General features: G+C 35.8%; 13 protein-coding genes and 2 pseudogenes. 8 read left to right on the top strand and 7 right to left on the bottom strand.

Annotated features, from left to right (window positions below; all coding sequences use genetic code 11):
- Window positions 1-66: 66 nt before the first annotated feature.
- The 4 genes and pseudogenes from ACZZZA_RS09040 to ACZZZA_RS09025 all read right to left on the bottom strand — a co-directional run bounded on the left by ACZZZA_RS09040 (window position 67) and on the right by ACZZZA_RS09025 (window position 7,608).
- A pseudogene (locus ACZZZA_RS09040) lies at window positions 67-2,776 on the bottom strand (TonB-dependent receptor plug domain-containing protein).
- Window positions 2,777-2,903: 127 nt separating this feature from the next.
- The gene (locus ACZZZA_RS09035; RefSeq protein ID WP_463431090.1) at window positions 2,904-5,234 is read right to left on the bottom strand and encodes an ATP-dependent helicase; all 2,331 of its coding nucleotides are present in this window, start codon (window positions 5,232-5,234) and stop codon (window positions 2,904-2,906) included.
- Between the two features lie 143 nt (window positions 5,235-5,377).
- On the bottom strand, window positions 5,378-5,746 hold the full coding sequence (locus tag ACZZZA_RS09030) for a response regulator transcription factor (RefSeq protein WP_463431088.1): 369 nt from the start codon (window positions 5,744-5,746) through the stop codon (window positions 5,378-5,380).
- A 5-nt stretch (window positions 5,747-5,751) separates the two neighbouring features.
- A complete protein-coding gene (locus ACZZZA_RS09025) occupies window positions 5,752-7,608 on the bottom strand; it encodes an ATP-binding protein (RefSeq protein WP_463431086.1) in 1,857 nt (618 codons plus the stop codon).
- Between the two features lie 157 nt (window positions 7,609-7,765).
- Here ACZZZA_RS09025 and ACZZZA_RS09020 point away from each other — a divergent pair, with 157 nt between their 5' ends.
- The 3 genes from ACZZZA_RS09020 to secG all read left to right on the top strand — a co-directional run bounded on the left by ACZZZA_RS09020 (window position 7,766) and on the right by secG (window position 11,709).
- Window positions 7,766-9,079 carry a M16 family metallopeptidase gene (locus ACZZZA_RS09020; protein WP_463431084.1) on the top strand — a complete coding sequence of 438 codons (1,314 nt, stop codon included), beginning with the start codon at window positions 7,766-7,768 and terminating at the stop codon, window positions 9,077-9,079.
- A gap of 116 nt (window positions 9,080-9,195) precedes the next feature.
- Window positions 9,196-11,241 carry a M16 family metallopeptidase gene (locus ACZZZA_RS09015; protein ID WP_463431082.1) on the top strand — a complete coding sequence of 682 codons (2,046 nt, stop codon included), beginning with the start codon at window positions 9,196-9,198 and terminating at the stop codon, window positions 11,239-11,241.
- Between the two features lie 123 nt (window positions 11,242-11,364).
- Entirely contained in the window at window positions 11,365-11,709 is a 345-nt protein-coding gene (gene secG / locus ACZZZA_RS09010) for a preprotein translocase subunit SecG (protein WP_463431080.1), read from the top strand.
- A 52-nt stretch (window positions 11,710-11,761) separates the two neighbouring features.
- On the opposite strand, the gene ACZZZA_RS09005 is transcribed toward secG, so the two are convergent.
- Both ACZZZA_RS09005 and recR read right to left on the bottom strand, forming a co-directional pair.
- Window positions 11,762-12,601, bottom strand: a complete 840-nt coding sequence (locus ACZZZA_RS09005; RefSeq protein WP_463431078.1) for a glycosyltransferase family 2 protein — start codon at window positions 12,599-12,601, stop codon at window positions 11,762-11,764.
- Between the two features lies 1 nt (window position 12,602).
- Entirely contained in the window at window positions 12,603-13,214 is a 612-nt protein-coding gene (recR, locus tag ACZZZA_RS09000; protein ID WP_463431076.1) for a recombination mediator RecR, read from the bottom strand.
- A gap of 165 nt (window positions 13,215-13,379) precedes the next feature.
- Between recR and ACZZZA_RS08995 the strand changes: the two genes are divergently transcribed.
- The 5 genes and pseudogenes from ACZZZA_RS08995 (at window position 13,380) to ACZZZA_RS08975 (ending at window position 17,714) form a co-directional block, all read left to right on the top strand.
- Window positions 13,380-13,982, top strand: coding sequence for an LURP-one-related/scramblase family protein (locus tag ACZZZA_RS08995; protein ID WP_463431074.1), 603 nt, complete (start codon window positions 13,380-13,382; stop codon window positions 13,980-13,982).
- Window positions 13,983-14,047: 65 nt separating this feature from the next.
- On the top strand, window positions 14,048-14,539 hold the full coding sequence (locus ACZZZA_RS08990; protein WP_463431072.1) for a hypothetical protein: 492 nt from the start codon (window positions 14,048-14,050) through the stop codon (window positions 14,537-14,539).
- Between the two features lie 206 nt (window positions 14,540-14,745).
- Window positions 14,746-16,192, top strand: a pseudogene (locus ACZZZA_RS08985) (aminoacyl-histidine dipeptidase).
- A gap of 155 nt (window positions 16,193-16,347) precedes the next feature.
- The gene (locus ACZZZA_RS08980; protein WP_463431070.1) at window positions 16,348-16,929 is read left to right on the top strand and encodes an LOG family protein; all 582 of its coding nucleotides are present in this window, start codon (window positions 16,348-16,350) and stop codon (window positions 16,927-16,929) included.
- Between the two features lie 62 nt (window positions 16,930-16,991).
- Window positions 16,992-17,714, top strand: coding sequence for a hypothetical protein (locus ACZZZA_RS08975; protein WP_463431068.1), 723 nt, complete (start codon window positions 16,992-16,994; stop codon window positions 17,712-17,714).
- Between the two features lie 72 nt (window positions 17,715-17,786).
- Here ACZZZA_RS08975 and ACZZZA_RS08970 read toward each other — a convergent pair whose 3' ends face one another.
- A complete protein-coding gene (locus tag ACZZZA_RS08970) occupies window positions 17,787-18,116 on the bottom strand; it encodes a 2Fe-2S iron-sulfur cluster-binding family protein (protein ID WP_463431066.1) in 330 nt (109 codons plus the stop codon).
- Window positions 18,117-18,148 lie beyond the last annotated feature (32 nt).

The raw sequence follows: 18,148 nt of genomic DNA, 5'->3' as shown, positions 1-18,148 counted from the left end.
TTCAAAAAAGAAAAACGGATTCAAAAAAAAAAATTGAACCCGCTTTGAAAATCAAACTATAAACTATTAAAAATTGAAATTAAGTCGTGCAAAAACGTATCTTCCGTTCTGCCCAAACTGAGAGGTAGAGCGTGAATATATAAACTGATCATTGTTGGTTGAAGCTGTAAGGTTTTTGGTTGGGTAAATATCAAATAAATTATTGACTCCCGCCGTTAAGCCTACACTTTTTGTAAATTGATAAGCCAAAGAAAGATCAGTAATGATTTTATCTGTAATACTCTGATGTTCGTTTGGCGAAATCACTCCGTCTGCGTTTGCATCAATAATATCCGGGCTGGTCACTTTTCCGAAATAGGTATTTCTAAGATATAAACTTGCATTTTTCCATGAAATATTGTGAGATAAGCTTGCTTTGGTTCCTGGCACCGCTTCTTCAAGATAAATTCTTGCAGCTTCAGAAAAATAAGTATTTTCAAGATTAGCCGCCTGTAAAGCTCCGGAAGAATGAATTCCTCCCACTCTTTTGGTTTGGTTTAAGTTTAAAGCAAAACTGTTATCAAGTTTGAAATCTGGAAATCTCAAAGTGTGTGAGACAACAACATCCAACCCTTTAGTTTCAGTATCAATGGCATTGGTGAAAAACTGAGCTGCATTGACAGCTTCAGTATCAAAAGCTACCGGAGCAACCGTTCTTGGGAATTGCCCGGTAAGGACAACTCTGTCATCAATTCTGGTAAAATATCCGTCGGCTGTAAACGTCATATTCGCAGAAGGGATTCTGTAAGTGAAACCTGCACTTGCCGATTTTGAAGTTTCCTGTTTCAGCTTCGGAATTCCCAGAAGTTCTGCCAATTTTGAATCATTACTGAAAGTTCCTACTTCCTTCAAAGTTCCGTCTGTAAAAAGCGTGGATGTCACATTATAATAAATCTGGTGAATGGACGGTGCACGGAAACCTGTAGAACCAGCAAATCTGAAGTTTAAATTGTCAGCCAGTTTAATTCTTGAAGCCAGTTTATAATTAAAAGTAGACCCAAAATCTGAGTAGTTTTCATATCTCGCAGCGACATCTACCAAAAACCAGTCGGTAAAATTTAATTCTACATCTGCATATCCTGCAATGGCCTGTCTGTTTTTGTTGACTGCATTGATTGGCTTAAATCCGCCAAAAACCTGCGATCCGCCAGGAAGAGCGTTTCCAAAGAAATCTGTAGGTCGTGGAGTTGTTCCGTTCCATAAATTTCCGGCGGCATCATAAGTAGCATAAGAAGCCTCTTCACCTGCTGTGATTTTGAAATTTTCATACCGGTGTTCTGCACCGAAAGCGATGTTAATTCCTTTCCAAACATCATATTTTTTAGAAAAATCTAAATTGACCGTATTTTGAGAAAAACGCAATCCTCCTGCATCAAATTCATTTGGAGAAGCAAATCTTAATGAAGTATTTCCTGTATTTTCTATGGTATAATCAAAAGAATTTCTCCCGAAAGTATTGCTGAAATCTACATCCCAACCGTTCCAATTTCCTTTTATTCCTGTAGACAAAGATAAATCCTGAATGCCTGTTCCTATTTGAGGAAGATAGCCGTCAGAATACAAACCTGTAAACGTTCTGCTTTGGTTAGGTCTTCTGTAAAACCCTCCCGAAGTTCCTTGTCTGAAGCTGTAACCACCAAATGTATATACTTTCCAAAGATCATTTAACGGAATTTCAATATTGGCAAAAAGCTGGTTGTTATTTAATTTCGACTGTCCGACCTGCATATTAAAATCTTTTCTTGAAAGACCTCTGTATGCTAATTCCTGGTCGGTAACATTTGCGCCTAAAATACTTTGCAGCCCTGCAATAGTATTCGCTCCCTGAATCTGACTTTGCAGCTGAGAAGAAAAGTAATCCACACCTTGAGCATATTGATGAATATAATTGATCAACTGTTGGGAGTTAGGAGTGGTTCCGATGTTTGTAAACAATGACGAAAGATTGACACCGTCATTCAAAGCACGCCTTTCGATAGCATTGTAGGCATTATAAATAGATCCACTTTCTGTTCCTGCTCTGTAAGTTGGATCTCTGAATTGTGAAGACCAGGTAATATTATAAAAACCGCCTTCATTACCTATTTTATTACCATAATTCAGGTCAACCTGTATATTTTGTCCGTCAAAATCTCCGGTATGATCATTTGCGGTTGGTGTAAGATTTCCTCCATAAGTCAATTGTCCGGTAAGCTTTCCGATGTCTCTTTTCAAACCTAAATTAATCACACCTGCAATAGCATCAGAACCGTATTGTGCAGAAGCTCCGTCTCTTAACACTTCAATTCTGCTGATCGCAAAAGACGGTATTGCATTTAAATCTGTTCCTACGGTTCCTCTTCCCGGTGATCCGTTTACATTGACTAAAGCAGAAGTGTGCCTTTCTTTTTCCATTAACCAAAACCAAAACCTGATCGGGACCCAAACCTCTCAATTGCGCAGGATCTAAATGATCTGTTCCGTCTGCATTCGTCTGAATGGTTGAGGTAAATGATGGTGCAATGGCATTAAGGATCTGTCCGATTGTAGTCTGTGGTAAAACAACTGATGCTTCTTTTATATTAAATACATCTACAGGAACGGGGCTGTCAACTTTTGATCTTGCACCGCTTCTCGATCCCAGAATTACTACTTCTTCAACATTTGCCGTCTTCACTGTATCTTTTTCCTGAGCTGCTGCATAACTTCCGAGGAAAAACAAAACTGAGACAGATAAAATAGTCTTGTTAATTTTCATCTATTTATAATTTAAAAATTCTACTCTTCGTTTTTTTACGAGGTGCAAATGTAGATTATATTTATTAGTCTACAAAAAAAGTAGACTAATAAAATACAGAAAGTGTAAATCTTCAAATTATATTTTTTTAAATTTTGGTAAGTTTAGCGTATTTCAGGATCAGATTCTTTTCTCCTTCGTGCAGGAAAACAACTTTTGCCTTGATGTTTTGAGGATCAGTTCCATCCAAAAATTTTACTTCGCCGATTCCGAAACGGTCATGCCTTACCTTGTCGCCCACTTCAATATCCTGTGAAGAAGCTCCGCTTGGATTGATGATTTTTGCAGTGCTTACAGGTTTTAATTTCCTAGGTTCAGCAATCGGTTTATCATTTTCGGTTTTTGCAATAGTCTTTTTTTCTACTTTTTTAAAGCTTCTCATTTCTGAAGGATGCTCATCAAAAATATTGGAAGTAATCCCGGCGTTGTTGATAAATCTGCTTTCAATTGCCGGATTGAGCAATTCAAGATACTGCTCGTCAACTTCACTTAAAAATCTTGAAGGTTCAGCATCGGTAATTTTTCCCCACTGAAAACGGGAAACCGCATATGAGAAAAATGCCTGCTTTTCAGCTCTTGTCAAGGCAACGTAGAACAAACGTCTTTCTTCCTCCAGATCTTCTCTGGTTGCTGAACTCATGAAACTCGGGAACAAATTTTCTTCCAATCCCACCAAATGTACGACAGGAAATTCCAGACCTTTTGAAAGGTGAATTGTCATCAGAGAAACCATATCTTCTCCATCATCTTTTCTTTGTGTATCGGCAGAAAGTGCAATGTTTTCAAGAAAATTCGGTAAACTTGGATCACCATCTTCCAATTGCATCTGTTCTTCGATAAAACCCTGCATCGAGTTCATCAATTCCTGAACGTTTTCTACACGTGAAATTCCTTCCGGTGTCTGATCGTCTTTTAAAAATTTAATCAAACCGCTTCGCTTTGCCACTTCCATTGCAACACTGTAAGCTGTTTCAGTTTTCAGCAAAACTTGAAATGCTTTAATCATCGACCAGAAATCGCTCAGTTTGGTTAAAACGCCATTGTTGAATTTCAATTGTGGTGCATACATTCCCAGATTGTCTAACACTTTAGATACCGAAACGTTTTGAGCATCAGCAAAAACAATTAATTTATTCTGAGTTGTTTCGCCAATTCCTCTGGTAGGGTAATTGATGATTCTCATTAAAGCTTCAGAATCGTTTTCATTCACCAAAAGACGAAGATAACCGATAAGATCTTTTACCTCTTTTCTTTGGTAAAAAGACAGACCTCCATATACTTTGTACGGAATATTTTTTCTTCTTAAAGAGTCTTCAAAAGCTCTCGTCTGAGAGTTGGTACGGTATAAAATCGCAAAATCACTAAATTTTTTTTGTTCTCTGTTGCTCAGTTCCCAAATATTTCCTGCAACGAAGTTGGCTTCATCAGCGTCGGAAAGTGAACGGTACACTTTGATTTTTTCTCCTTCTTCATTTTCACTGAAAACATTTTTCTTAAACTGTTGCAGATTTTTTGCGATAACCACATTTGCAGCATTTACGATGTTTTGTGTAGAACGATAATTTTGTTCCAAAGAAACCGTCATCGCATCCGGATAATCTTTTTTGAAATTTAAAATATTGTAAATATTCGCACCACGGAAAGAGTAAATTGACTGTGCATCGTCTCCTACTACGCAGATATTTTCAAATTTTGAAGCTAATGCTTTTACAATCAAATACTGAGAGTGATTTGTATCCTGGTACTCATCTACCAGAATATATCTGAATCTGTCCTGATATTTAGCTAGAACCTCTGGAAACCTGGTCAATAACTCATTGGTTTTCAACAATAAATCATCAAAATCCATTGAGCCGTTTTTAAAGCACGCTTCTACATATTTTTCATAAATTTTTCCAATGAATTTCATGTTGGCTTTTTCGTCAGCTTCCATTAATTCTGGATTGTTGTAATAGGCTTTTACCGTGATCAGATTATTTTTATAATTGGAAATTCTTGCCTGAACTTTTTTAGGTTTATATAAATCGGCATCAATGTTCATATCTTTCAGTACTTTTCTGATGACATTCAGAGCATCCTGCTGATCGTAAATCGTAAAATTAGATGGATAACCCAGATAATGCGCTTCACTTCTCAGAATTCTTGCAAAAACGGAGTGAAAAGTTCCCATCCAAAGACTTCTCGCATTGCTTTGTCCGACCACTTTTGCGATACGTTCTTTCATTTCTTTAGCAGCCTTGTTGGTAAAGGTCAGCGCCAGAATATTAAAAGGATCAACGCCATTGGTAATCAAATGCGCAATACGCATCGTGAGTACACGCGTCTTTCCAGAACCTGCACCGGCAAGTACCATCAAAGGTCCTTGTAACGTGGTAACGGCTTCATATTGTGGTTCGTTGAGTCCTTTCAGATAATCCATACAGCAAAAAAATTTGGGAACACAAAATTAGTGTATTATAAGGAGATTTCAAATTGTGAGTGTAAATGTTTAGGCTAAAAATTCAGACAAAAAAAATCAGCAAAAAATATTCTGCTGACTTCATAATTTATTGAAATTTACTTTTATTGAGCGTACTTTTTGAGCCTGTCGACCATATCACCCAGATCAAACGGTTTTGCAATAAAAGCATCTGCACCTGCATCTAATGCAGACTGTTCCAAGCCTCGGCTTGCTGACATAATCAAAACAGGAATATCTTTCAGATTTTCATCTGCTTTGATCTCTCTGCAGATATCTCTTCCGTCTTCACCGGAGAGCCACATATCCATAAGAATGACGTTGGGTTTTGAATCTGCACTCAAAGTTTTCAGCATATCTGAACCTTTATAAAATTTTTCAATCTCAAATCCTTCAAAATCAAGCATCATTTCTATCGAATCTACGATTGCCGGACTGTCATCTACCACTAAAACTTTTGTTGCGTTGGGCATTTTGTTTATACTTTTTTACTTTTGGGGATTTCGAAGCAAAAATCAGACCCTTTTTCTTCCGTAGAAAGTACATAGATGCGACCTCCGGACCTTTTGATGATTTCTGATGAGATGTAAAGTCCGAGACCCAAACCCGGAAAAGTATGCTCTTTTGAACCACTTACTCTGTAATACTGTTCAAAAACTTTCTGTTGCTTATCTGAAGGAATACCTATTCCGAAATCTCTCACACTGAAAGTTACGGTATTATCCTGCAATTTTTTGGTAATAATCACCTCATCTGCATCCGGAGAATATTTAATTGCATTGCTTATGAGATTGCTCATTACCTGAGAAATACGGTGACGGTCTGCATATACTGTACCGATCTGAAACGGCTGTATGATAAGCTTATGTCTGGAGTTCATCTGCTGTTCTGCAACAATTTCTTCGGTAAGTTTATCGAAATCAAATTCATATTCGTTGAGTTGAATTTTTCCGTTCTGTATTTTGGTAACATCCAGCAAATCACTAATCAAAACTGTGAGAACTTCTATCTGAGCGTCCATTTTTCTGGCGACCTCTGCATTTTTCAAATCATTCTGTCTTACAAGATTTTTCTCTATAAATTGGGTGTAGATCTTCAGACTCGTCAAAGGAGTTTTCAGTTCGTGACTCGCAATTCCGAGAAAATTATCTTTTTGTGTCTGCAATTGTTTAAAATCATCAATATCTGTGAACGTACCAATCCATTGTGAAACTTCGTTATTTTCATCCAAAGTAGGTACTGCTCTTCCGAGAAACCAACGATATATTTCGGGATTTTTAGGATCTATAAACTGATATTCCATTTCAAATGGTGTTCCGGCTCTTACACTTTCTGCCCAAACTAATTCTACTTTCGCATGAATCTCAGGACTGATTACTCTTTTGAAACCTTCAGACGGATTTTCATCTCTGTCGAAACCAGTATACCTGTACCAATTGTCATTCATGTAATTCAACTGTCCGTATTTATCACAAGTCCAGACAAATTGTGGCATAGAATCTGCCAAATCTCTGAATTTTTCTTCCCTTTTCTGTATTTCTTCACGAGCAATCACCAAATCTGTAACATCAACTGCTATATTGTAGATGGCATAGACTTCGCCCTTCTCATTTTTCAGTGGCTTGTAAGAAAAATTAAAAAAATAACTCTGAAGTTTTCCGTCTACTACCAAATCTACCCTATCTTCTTTTGCTGTATATGTTTTTCCGGTTTTAAAAATATCTTTAAGAATACCGATAAAAGGCTGACCTTCAAGCTCAGGCAAAGCATCTTCCAGTTTAAGTCCAATCACGGAAGCATCTTTCCCCCACGTTTTAAGCATTAAATTATTGGCTAGCTCTATATACAAGTCATTGGTGCGATAAATAGCAATAGAATAATCTGAATTTTTGATTAAATCTTCAAAACGATATTCGCTTTCTTTCAGTTTTCTTTCTGAAATCACCTGATCGGTTACTTCGGTTGCCACAACACTAACGCCGATAATTTTTCTTTCATCATTGAAAACAGGAGAATAAATAAAATTAAAAAAATGTTCTTCCAGATATCCGAATTTATCTAAAAATACAGGGAGTTTATTACCATTAAAAACCTCGCCTTTTCTGTAAACATTGTTGAAAATTTCTACAAAACCCTGAGATTTTATTTCAGGTAAAGCTTCAAATAAAGGCATCCCAACAATAGAAATATCTCTGCCCCACAATTCTAAAATCTGCGGATTGGCATTTTGTATGACAAGATCATCGCCAATCAACAAACACATTGCAACGGGAGCCTGACTGAATAGCGTGATCAACGATTCCGGTGAAACATTTTGTTCTAAAAAACTTTTCATGAGATAGAGCTGTAAAACTTTATAATTAATAATTAATTGAGAGAAAACTTCTTTTTTGAACCAAGTCTCGTTCCAATTTTTAAAACTACAAAATTTTCTTAAAAATTTGTAACATTTGATGTATTTTTGGTACATATTGACTAAACAATTTCTATTTATGAAAAAACGACTTTTTAGTGTTGCAGCTGCTGCTTTTTTTGGAGTAATGCTGAATGCACAACAAATCAAATTCGAAGAATATGATCTGCCAAACGGTTTGCACGTAATTCTTCATCAGGATAATTCTGCTCCGGTAGTTACTACAGGTATCATGTATCACGTAGGTGGAAAAGACGAGATCAAAGGCAGAACAGGTTTTGCACACTTCTTTGAACACCTTTTATTTGAAGGTACTCCGAATATTAAAAGAGGAGATTGGTTTAAAATCGTATCTTCAAACGGAGGGCAAAACAATGCCAATACAAGCATGGACAGAACATACTATTACGAAACTTTCCCTTCAAACAACGAGCAATTAGGTCTTTGGATGGAAGCTGAAAGACTTCGTCATGCTGAGATTAATCAGATTGGTGTAGACACTCAGAGAGAAGTTGTAAAAGAAGAAAAAAGATTGAGAATGGATAATCAGCCTTATGGAAATCTGATGAACGCCATTCAACAAAATCTTTTTACTAATCACCCATACAGCGGTTCAGTAATCGGATCAATTGATGATTTGAACTCTGCAAAACTGGAAGAATTCAGAGATTTCTATAAAAAATATTATGTTCCAAACAACGCAACTTTGGTTGTTGCAGGAGACATCAAGCCTGAGCAGACAAAAAAATGGATTCAGGAATATTACGGTGGATTGACTAAAGGAACTGTAACTCCTAAAAACTTCCCGAAAGAATCTCCTATAACTAAAGAAACTGAAAAGACTGTTACAGATCCTAACATTCAGCTTCCAGCATATATCTTTGCATACAGAAGTCCTTCAAACAAAGACAGAGACGCATATATTCTGAATATGCTTTCATCTTATTTAAGCAGCGGGAAATCATCTGTTTTATACAAAAAACTAGTAGATCAGGAGAAAAAAGCCTTAGAAGTACAGGCGTTTAACCTTGGTATGGAAGATTACGGCGTATTCGGTTTCTTTGCAATGCCAATGGGAGCTACAACAAGACAGACTTTACAGGCAGACATTGATGTTGAAATCAAGAAGCTGCAATCTACTTTGATTTCTCAGGAAGATTATCAAAAACTTCAGAACAAGTTTGAGAATCAGTTTGTAAATGCTAACTCAAGCATTCAGGGAATTGCTGCTTCATTAGCAACTAACCACGTATTGATGGGAGATACCAATTTGATCAACAAGGAGATTGAAATCTACAGATCAATCACAAAGCAAGATTTGCAGAATGCTGCGAAGAAGTATCTGAATTCTAACCAAAGAGTAATCATTAATTACGTACCTGAAAAAAAATAATTCTTACAATAAATTCAAGATACTAGATATTCAAGATAGAAGACTAAAAATTAGTTTAACATCTTCAATGCAATTATCAATTTAAATAAAGAATTATTAAAATTAAATTTTTACAAATGAAAAAGCAATTAACATATATAGCAGTAGCATTTTTATTCACAGGAATGCTTTCTGCACAAAAAATTGATCTTAATGCAATGCCGAAGGCAGGACCAACTCCTTCGATCAACATTGCACAGCCAAAGACTTTTCAGTTAAAAAACGGTTTAACTGTAATGGTGGTTGAAAACAACAAACTACCTAGGGTAAATATGAGCCTTTCTATGGACAGACAACCTTATTATGAAGGTGATGTTGCAGGAGTAAGCGAAATCATGGCAGACCAATTGGGTAACGGTACAACGACTTTAAGCAAAGACGAATTCAACAAAAAAATTGATTTCTTAGGCGCAAACTTAGGTTTCAATTCAGGAGGAGCATCTTCTAATTCGCTTTCAAAATATTTCCCTGAAGTTTTAGGTTTAATGGCTGATGCGATTATCAATCCTAAATTTTCTGCTGATGAAATTCAAAAATCAAAAGACAGAGCCGTTGAAGGTATCAAAAGTGAAGAAAAAAATGCTTCATCTATTGCTTCAAGAGTTTCTAACGCTTTGATCTACGGAAAAAATACTGCAAGAGGAGAATTTGAAACGATAGAGTCTGTTAACAAAATTCAATTAGCTGACGTACAAAACGTTTACAAAAAATACTACGCACCGGATAATGCTTATTTGGTGATCGTAGGTGATGTAAAGTTTGACAAGGTAAAACCAATGGTAGAAAAAGCTTTTGCCAACTGGAAAAAAGCCAACACAGCTTTCCCACCTTTAGAGCCTGCTTCAAATGTTGCTAAAACAGAGATCAATGTGGTAGACGTTCCTTCGGCAGTACAATCTGTAGTTTCTGTAGGAAACATCAACACGCTGAAAATGAAAGATCCTAATTACTTCCCTGCTACAATTGCCAACTATATTCTTGGTGGTGGTGGTGAAGCCAGACTTTTCATGAACCTTCGTGAGAAAAACGGATTTACCTACGGAGCTTACTCTAGCATGAGCGCAAGCAAATACTCTCCTGATTTTTCAGCAGAAGCAAGCGTAAGAAATGAGGTTACCGATAAGGCTGTAAAGGAATTCATGAATGAAATCAACGGAATTTCTACAGTGAAAGCTGACGAACTTGCCAATGCAAAAGCTAAATTAAAAGGAAGCTTCATCATGTCTCTAGAACAGCCTGCTACTATCGCAAGATTTGCAGTAAGCCAGAAAGTAAATGATCTTCCGGCTGATTTTTATACAAATTATTTAAAATCGATTGATAAAGTAACTGCTGCTGATGTTTCGACTGCGGTGAAAACTACGATAATGCCTAACCAAAGCAGAATTTTTATTGCAGGTAAAGCTTCTGAAATTTCTGAAGGATTAGAGAAATTAGGATATCCTGTAAAATATTATGATGCCAATGCGAATCCTGTAGGGAAACCAATTGTTCAGAAAGCTGATGCAAGTGTAACTGTAGCGTCTGTTGTAGATAAATACATTACTGCAATTGGAGGAAAAGAAAATCTTTCAAAAGTTTCTTCATACACTACGACCGCATCAATGTCTGTACAAGGACAAAACATTGATTTTAAGAGCATCAAAGCACAGGGAGGTAAAGAACTTACTGTAGTTTCTATGGGAGGCATGACTCTTCAGAAACAAGTTTTTGACGGTAAAACAGGATTTTCTGAGCAAGGTGGACAAAAAGTTGCCATGACTAAAGAAGAAATTGCTGACAACTTAAAGAACACTGAACTTTTCGAAGAATTAGGTTTTGCTAAATCTGCAGATTATAAATTGGCAGGAATCGAGAAAATCGCAGGTGAAGATTCTTATGCAATCAAATCTGCTGACAAAACATATTACTACAGCGTAAAAACCGGTCTTAAAACAGGAGAAACAGAAACTGTAAAAGCTCAGGGACAAACGATGACAGTACCCACTACTTTCGCAGATTACAAAGATGTTGCAGGTGTGAAAATGCCTTACACCATCAATGTAAACCAAATGGGTATGGATATGACCATGAAAGTAAAATCTTACGAAGTAAATCAGGCTAAAGACACTGATTTCAAATAAGAATAAAGTATATTGAAGAAAAGCGGCAACAATTGTTGCCGCTTTTTGTTTTTAGTGAAATCTTTATTTTGCGGTTCTGTAAAAAAACATTAAATTTGCCCATTCAAAAAGATATTAAAATTAATGGATACTATATTTACACTATTGATGGTTCTTATTATGATTGCCAGCGTTTTATTGGTAATTGTTGTTATGGCTCAAAACCCTAAAGGTGGCGGTCTTTCAAGTACATTCGGAGGAGCATCTTCTGCCCAGTTTGGAGTACAGAGAACCAACGACTTTATGGAGAAGTCAACCTGGACGTTAGGAGCGGTAATCATCATTCTGATTTTAATCAGCGTTGTGGTAATGGGTAAACCAAAAGCAGCACCTCTTCCAGTGCCTACTCAATCTGAGGCACCTGCTAAGAAAAATGCACCTGCTTCTAAAACTACTACAACCAAGGAAAGCGTTCCGGCAACTAAGTAAGAATTTATTGATCAAAATAAAACAAAAGCAACTCAATTATTGGGTTGCTTTTTTATTTGAGTTTAATCTGCTCTATTTTGTGTCTTAATTTTAAACCTGCTTTCAAAAATGAATATTGCAAAGGTTTACTCTCCCGGTAATATTTATCTATAAAAATCTGCATGGCTCCATAAAATCTTTCTAAATACACTTCATCTTTAATGGTACTTTCACCTTTATGATGCAGGATTGAAGCTTTTCCGTAATAATAATTTTGACACCCGTTTTTCAACAAAGTGTAGCACAAATCAATATCTTCACCGTACATAAAGTACCTTTCGTCAAGACCGCCTACTTTTTTGTAAACCTCTCGTTTAACAAGGAAAAATGCTCCGGTAATGACTTCAACTTCAGCAATTTCAAATTCGTCTACATCATTTCGATAATATGATTTTGAATTTTTCTTTTTAAAATTGGTAAATAACTTTTCGAAAGAATTAAACATATCAGGAACTGACCGCTTGCTTTCCGGGAGAAAAACTCCATTGGCATCATGCATTCTTACACCAAGGCATCCGAAATTGGTTTTAGAATCAGCAAAATCTAAAATTTCATTCAAATAAAAACCCTCCAGTTCGGTATCGGGATTTAAAATTAAAAGATATTCTCCCTGCGCAGATTCAATTGCTTTATTGTTTGCTACGGCAAAACCTTCATTTTTTTCGGAAGCAATAAACTGTACTTTCGGAAACTCCGGAATGAGGTCTCCCCAAGAACTATCACTAGAATTGTTATCAATCACAATAACCTCATAATTGATTTTTTCAGCATATTTTTGAATTGAAATAAGGCAGTTTCTCAATAGTTGAGCCACATTATAATTAACGATAATGATTGAAAGTTTTGGAGTCATTTTAATCCTTTTCGTTATACGGAAGCCTGTTGATGATTGATCTTCCCAAAGAAATTTCGTCAGCATATTCCAGCTCATCACCTACAGAAATTCCTCTCGCAATACTTGAAAACTGAATCCCTGAATTCTTGAATTTCTTGTAAATATAATAAGCTGTGGTATCACCTTCCATTGTTGCACTCAAAGCAAAAATAAATTCTTTGGCTTCACCCAGCTGCAGCTTCTTTTCAATACTCGGAATATTCAGCTGATGAGGTCCTACACCTTCCATCGGAGAAATTTTTCCGCCAAGAATAAGATATTTGCCTCTGTATTTTCCGGTATTTTCGATGGCGATAACATCTCGTACATCTTCTACAATGCAAATAAGCTCATTACTGCGTTTTTCGTTGCTGCAGATCTCGCAAATATCAAAATCAGAAAAATTGTGGCATTCTTTACAGTATTTTATTTCATTAACAAGATTGATGATCGAAGTTCCCAAACCTGTCGCTCGTGAATTAGGCTGTTTAAGTAAATGAAGCGCAAGACGCAAAGCGGTTTTCTTACCAATACCCGGAAGTCCTGATATTTCCTCAACTGCTTTTGCCAATACTTTACTTGGGTAATCCATAACACAAAAATAAGAATTTTTGTTGAGAGTTTTGAAATTCAAACATACAGAAACAGGACATTTTTGGTGTCAAAATTTTTAATTCATTCATGTTTTTTACGCATTAAATTATTTTAAAACCTTTATCTTTGATCATCAAAATATTAACAGAAAAATAAACCAAAAATGATTCTTAACAACCTCAATTATCCGCTGGATTTTAAATTTAAAATCACCACTCTTGCCAGCGATTTCAACATTACAGATAAAAACGGAAACTCTGTCGCATACGTTCGCCAGAAAATGTTTAAACTGAAAGAAGACGTCATTGTTTTCAATGACGAAAGCAAAACCAAAGAACTTTTCAGAATTCAGGCAAATCAGTGGATTGATTTTAATGCATCTTACTCAATCAAAGATACGATCGGGAAAAATTTCGGAAGATTGGCGAGAAAAGGAATGCGCTCTATCTGGAAATCTTCTTACAATATTCTGGATGAAGCCGATCAGCAAAAATTTACCATTACAGAAGACAACGCTTGGGTTAAATTTTTCGACGGAATGGTTGGAGAAATTCCTATCATCGGAATGTTTACCGGATATTTCCTTAACCCATCATACACAGTAATTGGTATGGACGGAAAAGAATATTTTAAGCTTAAAAAAATGCCTTCAATGTTTGGAAGAAGATTCCAGCTGGACAGACTGATTGATATTGATGACGAAGACGAAAGTTTGGTTGTTTTATCATTGCTGATGATGGTTCTGCTTGAGAGATCAAGAGGATAGATAGCTTCAGCAATTGCTTTAAGAATTAAAATCGTTTTAAATTCAAAATAAACAAATTTCAACAGATGAAATATTTTATCATTTTCCTTTCAGTTTTAACTTTGGTTGCCTGTAAAAAGGAAAAAGAAACCGTTTCAAATTCAACACCCAAAGATTCTCTTAATATCGTTCAGGATTCTGCAAAAACTGATTCTGCATCTGCCAACATTCTGGTCGATGTATTTCCTTTCCCTAAAGAAATTAAAGAATGCTCTTGTTATTTTGCGAAAAATAAGACAGATTTTGAAAACGAAAAATACATTTATGCAGACGATGCAGGGAAAACAGCTTACATGAAACTCAATGGAAAGAGAATCGCAATGAATCTTATCTCCTCAAGTGATATGGAAGTGGATGAAGAACTGACCAAAGAAATTGAAAATGAGAACTATAAAATCTCAGTGAAAGGTAAAAAGATAAAGCATGAAGAGGTTTTACTTTTCGAAGGTACCTTAACGATTGAAAAACCGGACGGAACTATCATGAAAATGCCGATTTACGGCGAATGTGGATGCTAAAGTAATTAGCAATTAGCAATTAGCAATTAGCAATTAGCAATTAGCAATTAGCAATTAGCAAAAATACTGCTCCTGAATTTCGGGAGCATTTTTTATTTCATATTATTTATTTATTTTTTTATCTGTCATATGCAATCGCCGAGTTTTAGCTAGTATTTTCGTTTCTAAATCATAGCGATTTCGTAATTTTGATAAAAATAAATTTTATGGAACTATCAAACATAGAACCGCAGATTATCTGGAAGAATTTTTCCAAATTGAATGCTGTTCCGAGACCGTCTAAAAAAGAAGAAAAAGTAATTGCTTTCATCAAAGAATTTGGTGAAAATTTAGGTTTAGAAACTACGGTCGATGAAGTAGGAAATGTCATTATTAAAAAACCAGCCACCACAGGAATGGAGAACCGTAAATCAATCGTGATGCAGTCGCATCTTGATATGGTTTGCCAAAAAAACAATGATGTGAATTTTGATTTCGAAACTCAGGGAATCCAAATGGAAGTTGACGGCGACTGGGTAAAAGCAAAAGGAACGACTTTAGGTGCTGATAACGGTTTAGGTGTTGCAACCATCATGTCTATTCTTGAAAGTTCAGACATACCGCATCCAGATTTGGAAGCTTTATTTACGATTGATGAAGAGACCGGTATGACGGGAGCTCTAGGTTTAAAACCAGGACAATTAACAGGTCAGATTTTATTAAATCTTGACACTGAAGAAGATGACGAAATCGATATCGGATGCGCAGGTGGAATTGATGTAACGGTGAGCCAGACTTACACAACAGAAGCTTCTACAGGCCAAATTGTAAGAATCGAAGTAAAAGGTTTACAAGGAGGACATTCAGGAATGGATATTCACAAAGGTTTCGGAAATGCCAACATTATTCTAAGCAGAATTCTTTACAAAGCTTTAGCAAATCAGAACATTCAGTTAGTTTCTATTGACGGCGGAAGTTTGAGAAATGCGATTCCGAGAGAAGCTGTGGCTTTAGTTTCTGTAAGAAATGCAGGAGAATTTATTGAGGATGTAACCAACGGAATTAAAAAAGAAATTTTAGAAGAATTTGCTTCCATTGAAGCCGGGCTTCAGATCAATATTGAAAATTCTACAACTTCAGAAAAGGCTGTTTCAGAAGAAGATTCAAAGAAAATTATTTTGGTTTTAAAATCTCTTCACAACGGCGTTTACAGAATGAGCCCGGATGTTCAGGATTTGGTAGAATCTTCAAATAATGTGGCAAGAGTAGAATTAAAAGAAGGTGGTTTGAAAATTTTAAATCTTTCGAGATCATCAGTTGATTCGTCTAAAGATTCTGTTGCTGAACAACTGAAATCAGTATCAGAATTGGCAGGAATGAATGTGGAATTCAGCGGATCATACCCTGGCTGGAAACCAAAACCAGGTTCTGAAATCGTTCAGATGATGGAGAAAATCTATACTGAAAAGTTTTCGGAAAAACCTCATGTTGTAGCCTGTCACGCAGGTTTGGAATGTGGAATTATCGGTGCCAATTATCCTGAAATGGAAATGGTAAGTTTCGGAACCCACCATCAGAGGAGCACACTCTCCGGATGAAAAAGCAAATATTGCTTCAACACAGAAATTCTGGAGTTTTACGAAGGATATTCTAGCAAATATTCCTTTGAAATAAGATAAAAATTACTCAAATATTAATATCCAAAGTCGTTTGATTTTGGATATTTTTGTTTTAAATAAGAGTCAGGCAACATTAGATTTTCTTAGTTTAAAATTAATTATGTCAATTGTGAAAATATTTTGTGACATTTGTGTTTACAAGAAATGATTATGAAAAGTATCACCGTATTCTGCGGATCAAGTTTCGGTTCGGATGAAAACTATAAAGAGCAGGCAATTTTGCTCGGACAAACATTAGCAAAACAAAATATTCAACTGATTTATGGCGGTGCCAATGTCGGATTAATGGGTGCTGTTGCTGACGGCGTCCTTCAGGAAGGCGGAAAAGCTATCGGTGTTCTTCCCCATTTTTTACAGTCAAAAGAAATTGCACATCTTCATCTTACCGAGTTGATTTTGGTAGAAAGCATGCATGAAAGAAAAACCAAAATGAATGAACTTTGCGACGGCGTTATCGTACTTCCCGGCGGTTACGGGACTATGGAAGAGTTTTTTGAAATGATCACTTGGGCACAACTCGGGCTGCATCAAAAACCCATTGCCGTTCTGAACATTGACGGCTTCTATGACGATTTAATTAAATTAGTTCAAACAATGGTTGATAAAGGATTTTTAAAGCAAATTAATCAGGAAATGCTTTTGGTAAGCGACCATATTGATGAGCTTTTAGAAAAAATGAGAAATTATCAGGCTCCTACGGTTGGGAAGTGGATTTCTAAGGAGGAGGTTTAAATTATATAAATATTTTGCGTACATCTTATTAATATTGATAAATTTATCAAAACTTGATTTAAATGAACCAACAGCTACTTGACAGATTTAATAAACTAACTACTGAAAGAGAATTCAAAGATTTTATTAGCGAAAATTTAGAATGCCCAATAAATTGTAGAACAGGAAATCGTTTAAATATAATTGAGCAAGAATTAATTGCATTGTGGATAGATACTTGTTCAAAATACTCCACTGCAAATGAAGAAGACTTTGTAAGAGAGTCATATGAAGAAGAATCTGGTCTTTTTTATGCCGAAGATTTAAACGAATTTAAAAGAGTCAGTTTCAACTTAATCCGATGGATTGATAACGCAAAAGCCCATTTTTTAAATTTAACAAATGTATTTAATTCAAAAATGGCTAGTGCTCAGGAATATTCAAAACATTATTTACCGTTAAAAATGGATAGAGAAAAAATTAAAAGTTTTGCAAAGGAAAACAATATTTCATACTTCTTTCCAGAAATAAATGAAACAGTTTTGACACCAATTTTATTAGACTCCTTTACAGAATATTTTGCTTTAATTCTAGAAAATGAAACATTAAGATTTGGTGTAAAAGTTGATAAAAATATCGGAGTCTCAAATATCGGAATTGAAACAAATTTAATGTTGTTTGAAATTAATAAGTCTGCACAAATCGCACATGCTTATCCTTGTAATGAAGATGAAATAAATAGATTAAATATTGAGCCAAAATTCTTTGATAAAGTATATTTTGATTGGTTAAGAGAAGAATTATAAACTACTAATATGAGACAAAAACTCCCGAATATAATCTTCAGGAGTTTTCAATATCATTTAAATAAAATTCATTTAAGGATAAGGAGCAATCTCCACTTCAAGACCTTCCATTGCATCAGCAATATGAAGCTGGCAACCCAATCTGCTGTTTGGCTCTACATGATAAGCTTCTCCCAACATTGCATCTTCTTCGTCTCCCATAGGTTCAAGTCCGGGATCTTTAATCACATACACCTGACAAGAAGCACACATTGCCATTCCGCCACAAACTCCGATCGTTCCTTCTTCTGCCAATTCATAAGAACGGATGATCTCCATCAAATTCATTGACATATCTGTAGGAGCTACAATATCGTGAGTCAATCCTTCCCTGTCAGTGATTCTTATATTTATATCGCTCATTTTGTTGATAGTTGGTGGTTGATGGTTGATGG

This window comes from Chryseobacterium sp. AC405b (assembly GCF_979258685.1).
The sequence above is the reverse complement of the archived record's forward strand: the minus strand, read 5'-3'. Positions and strand labels throughout refer to the sequence as shown.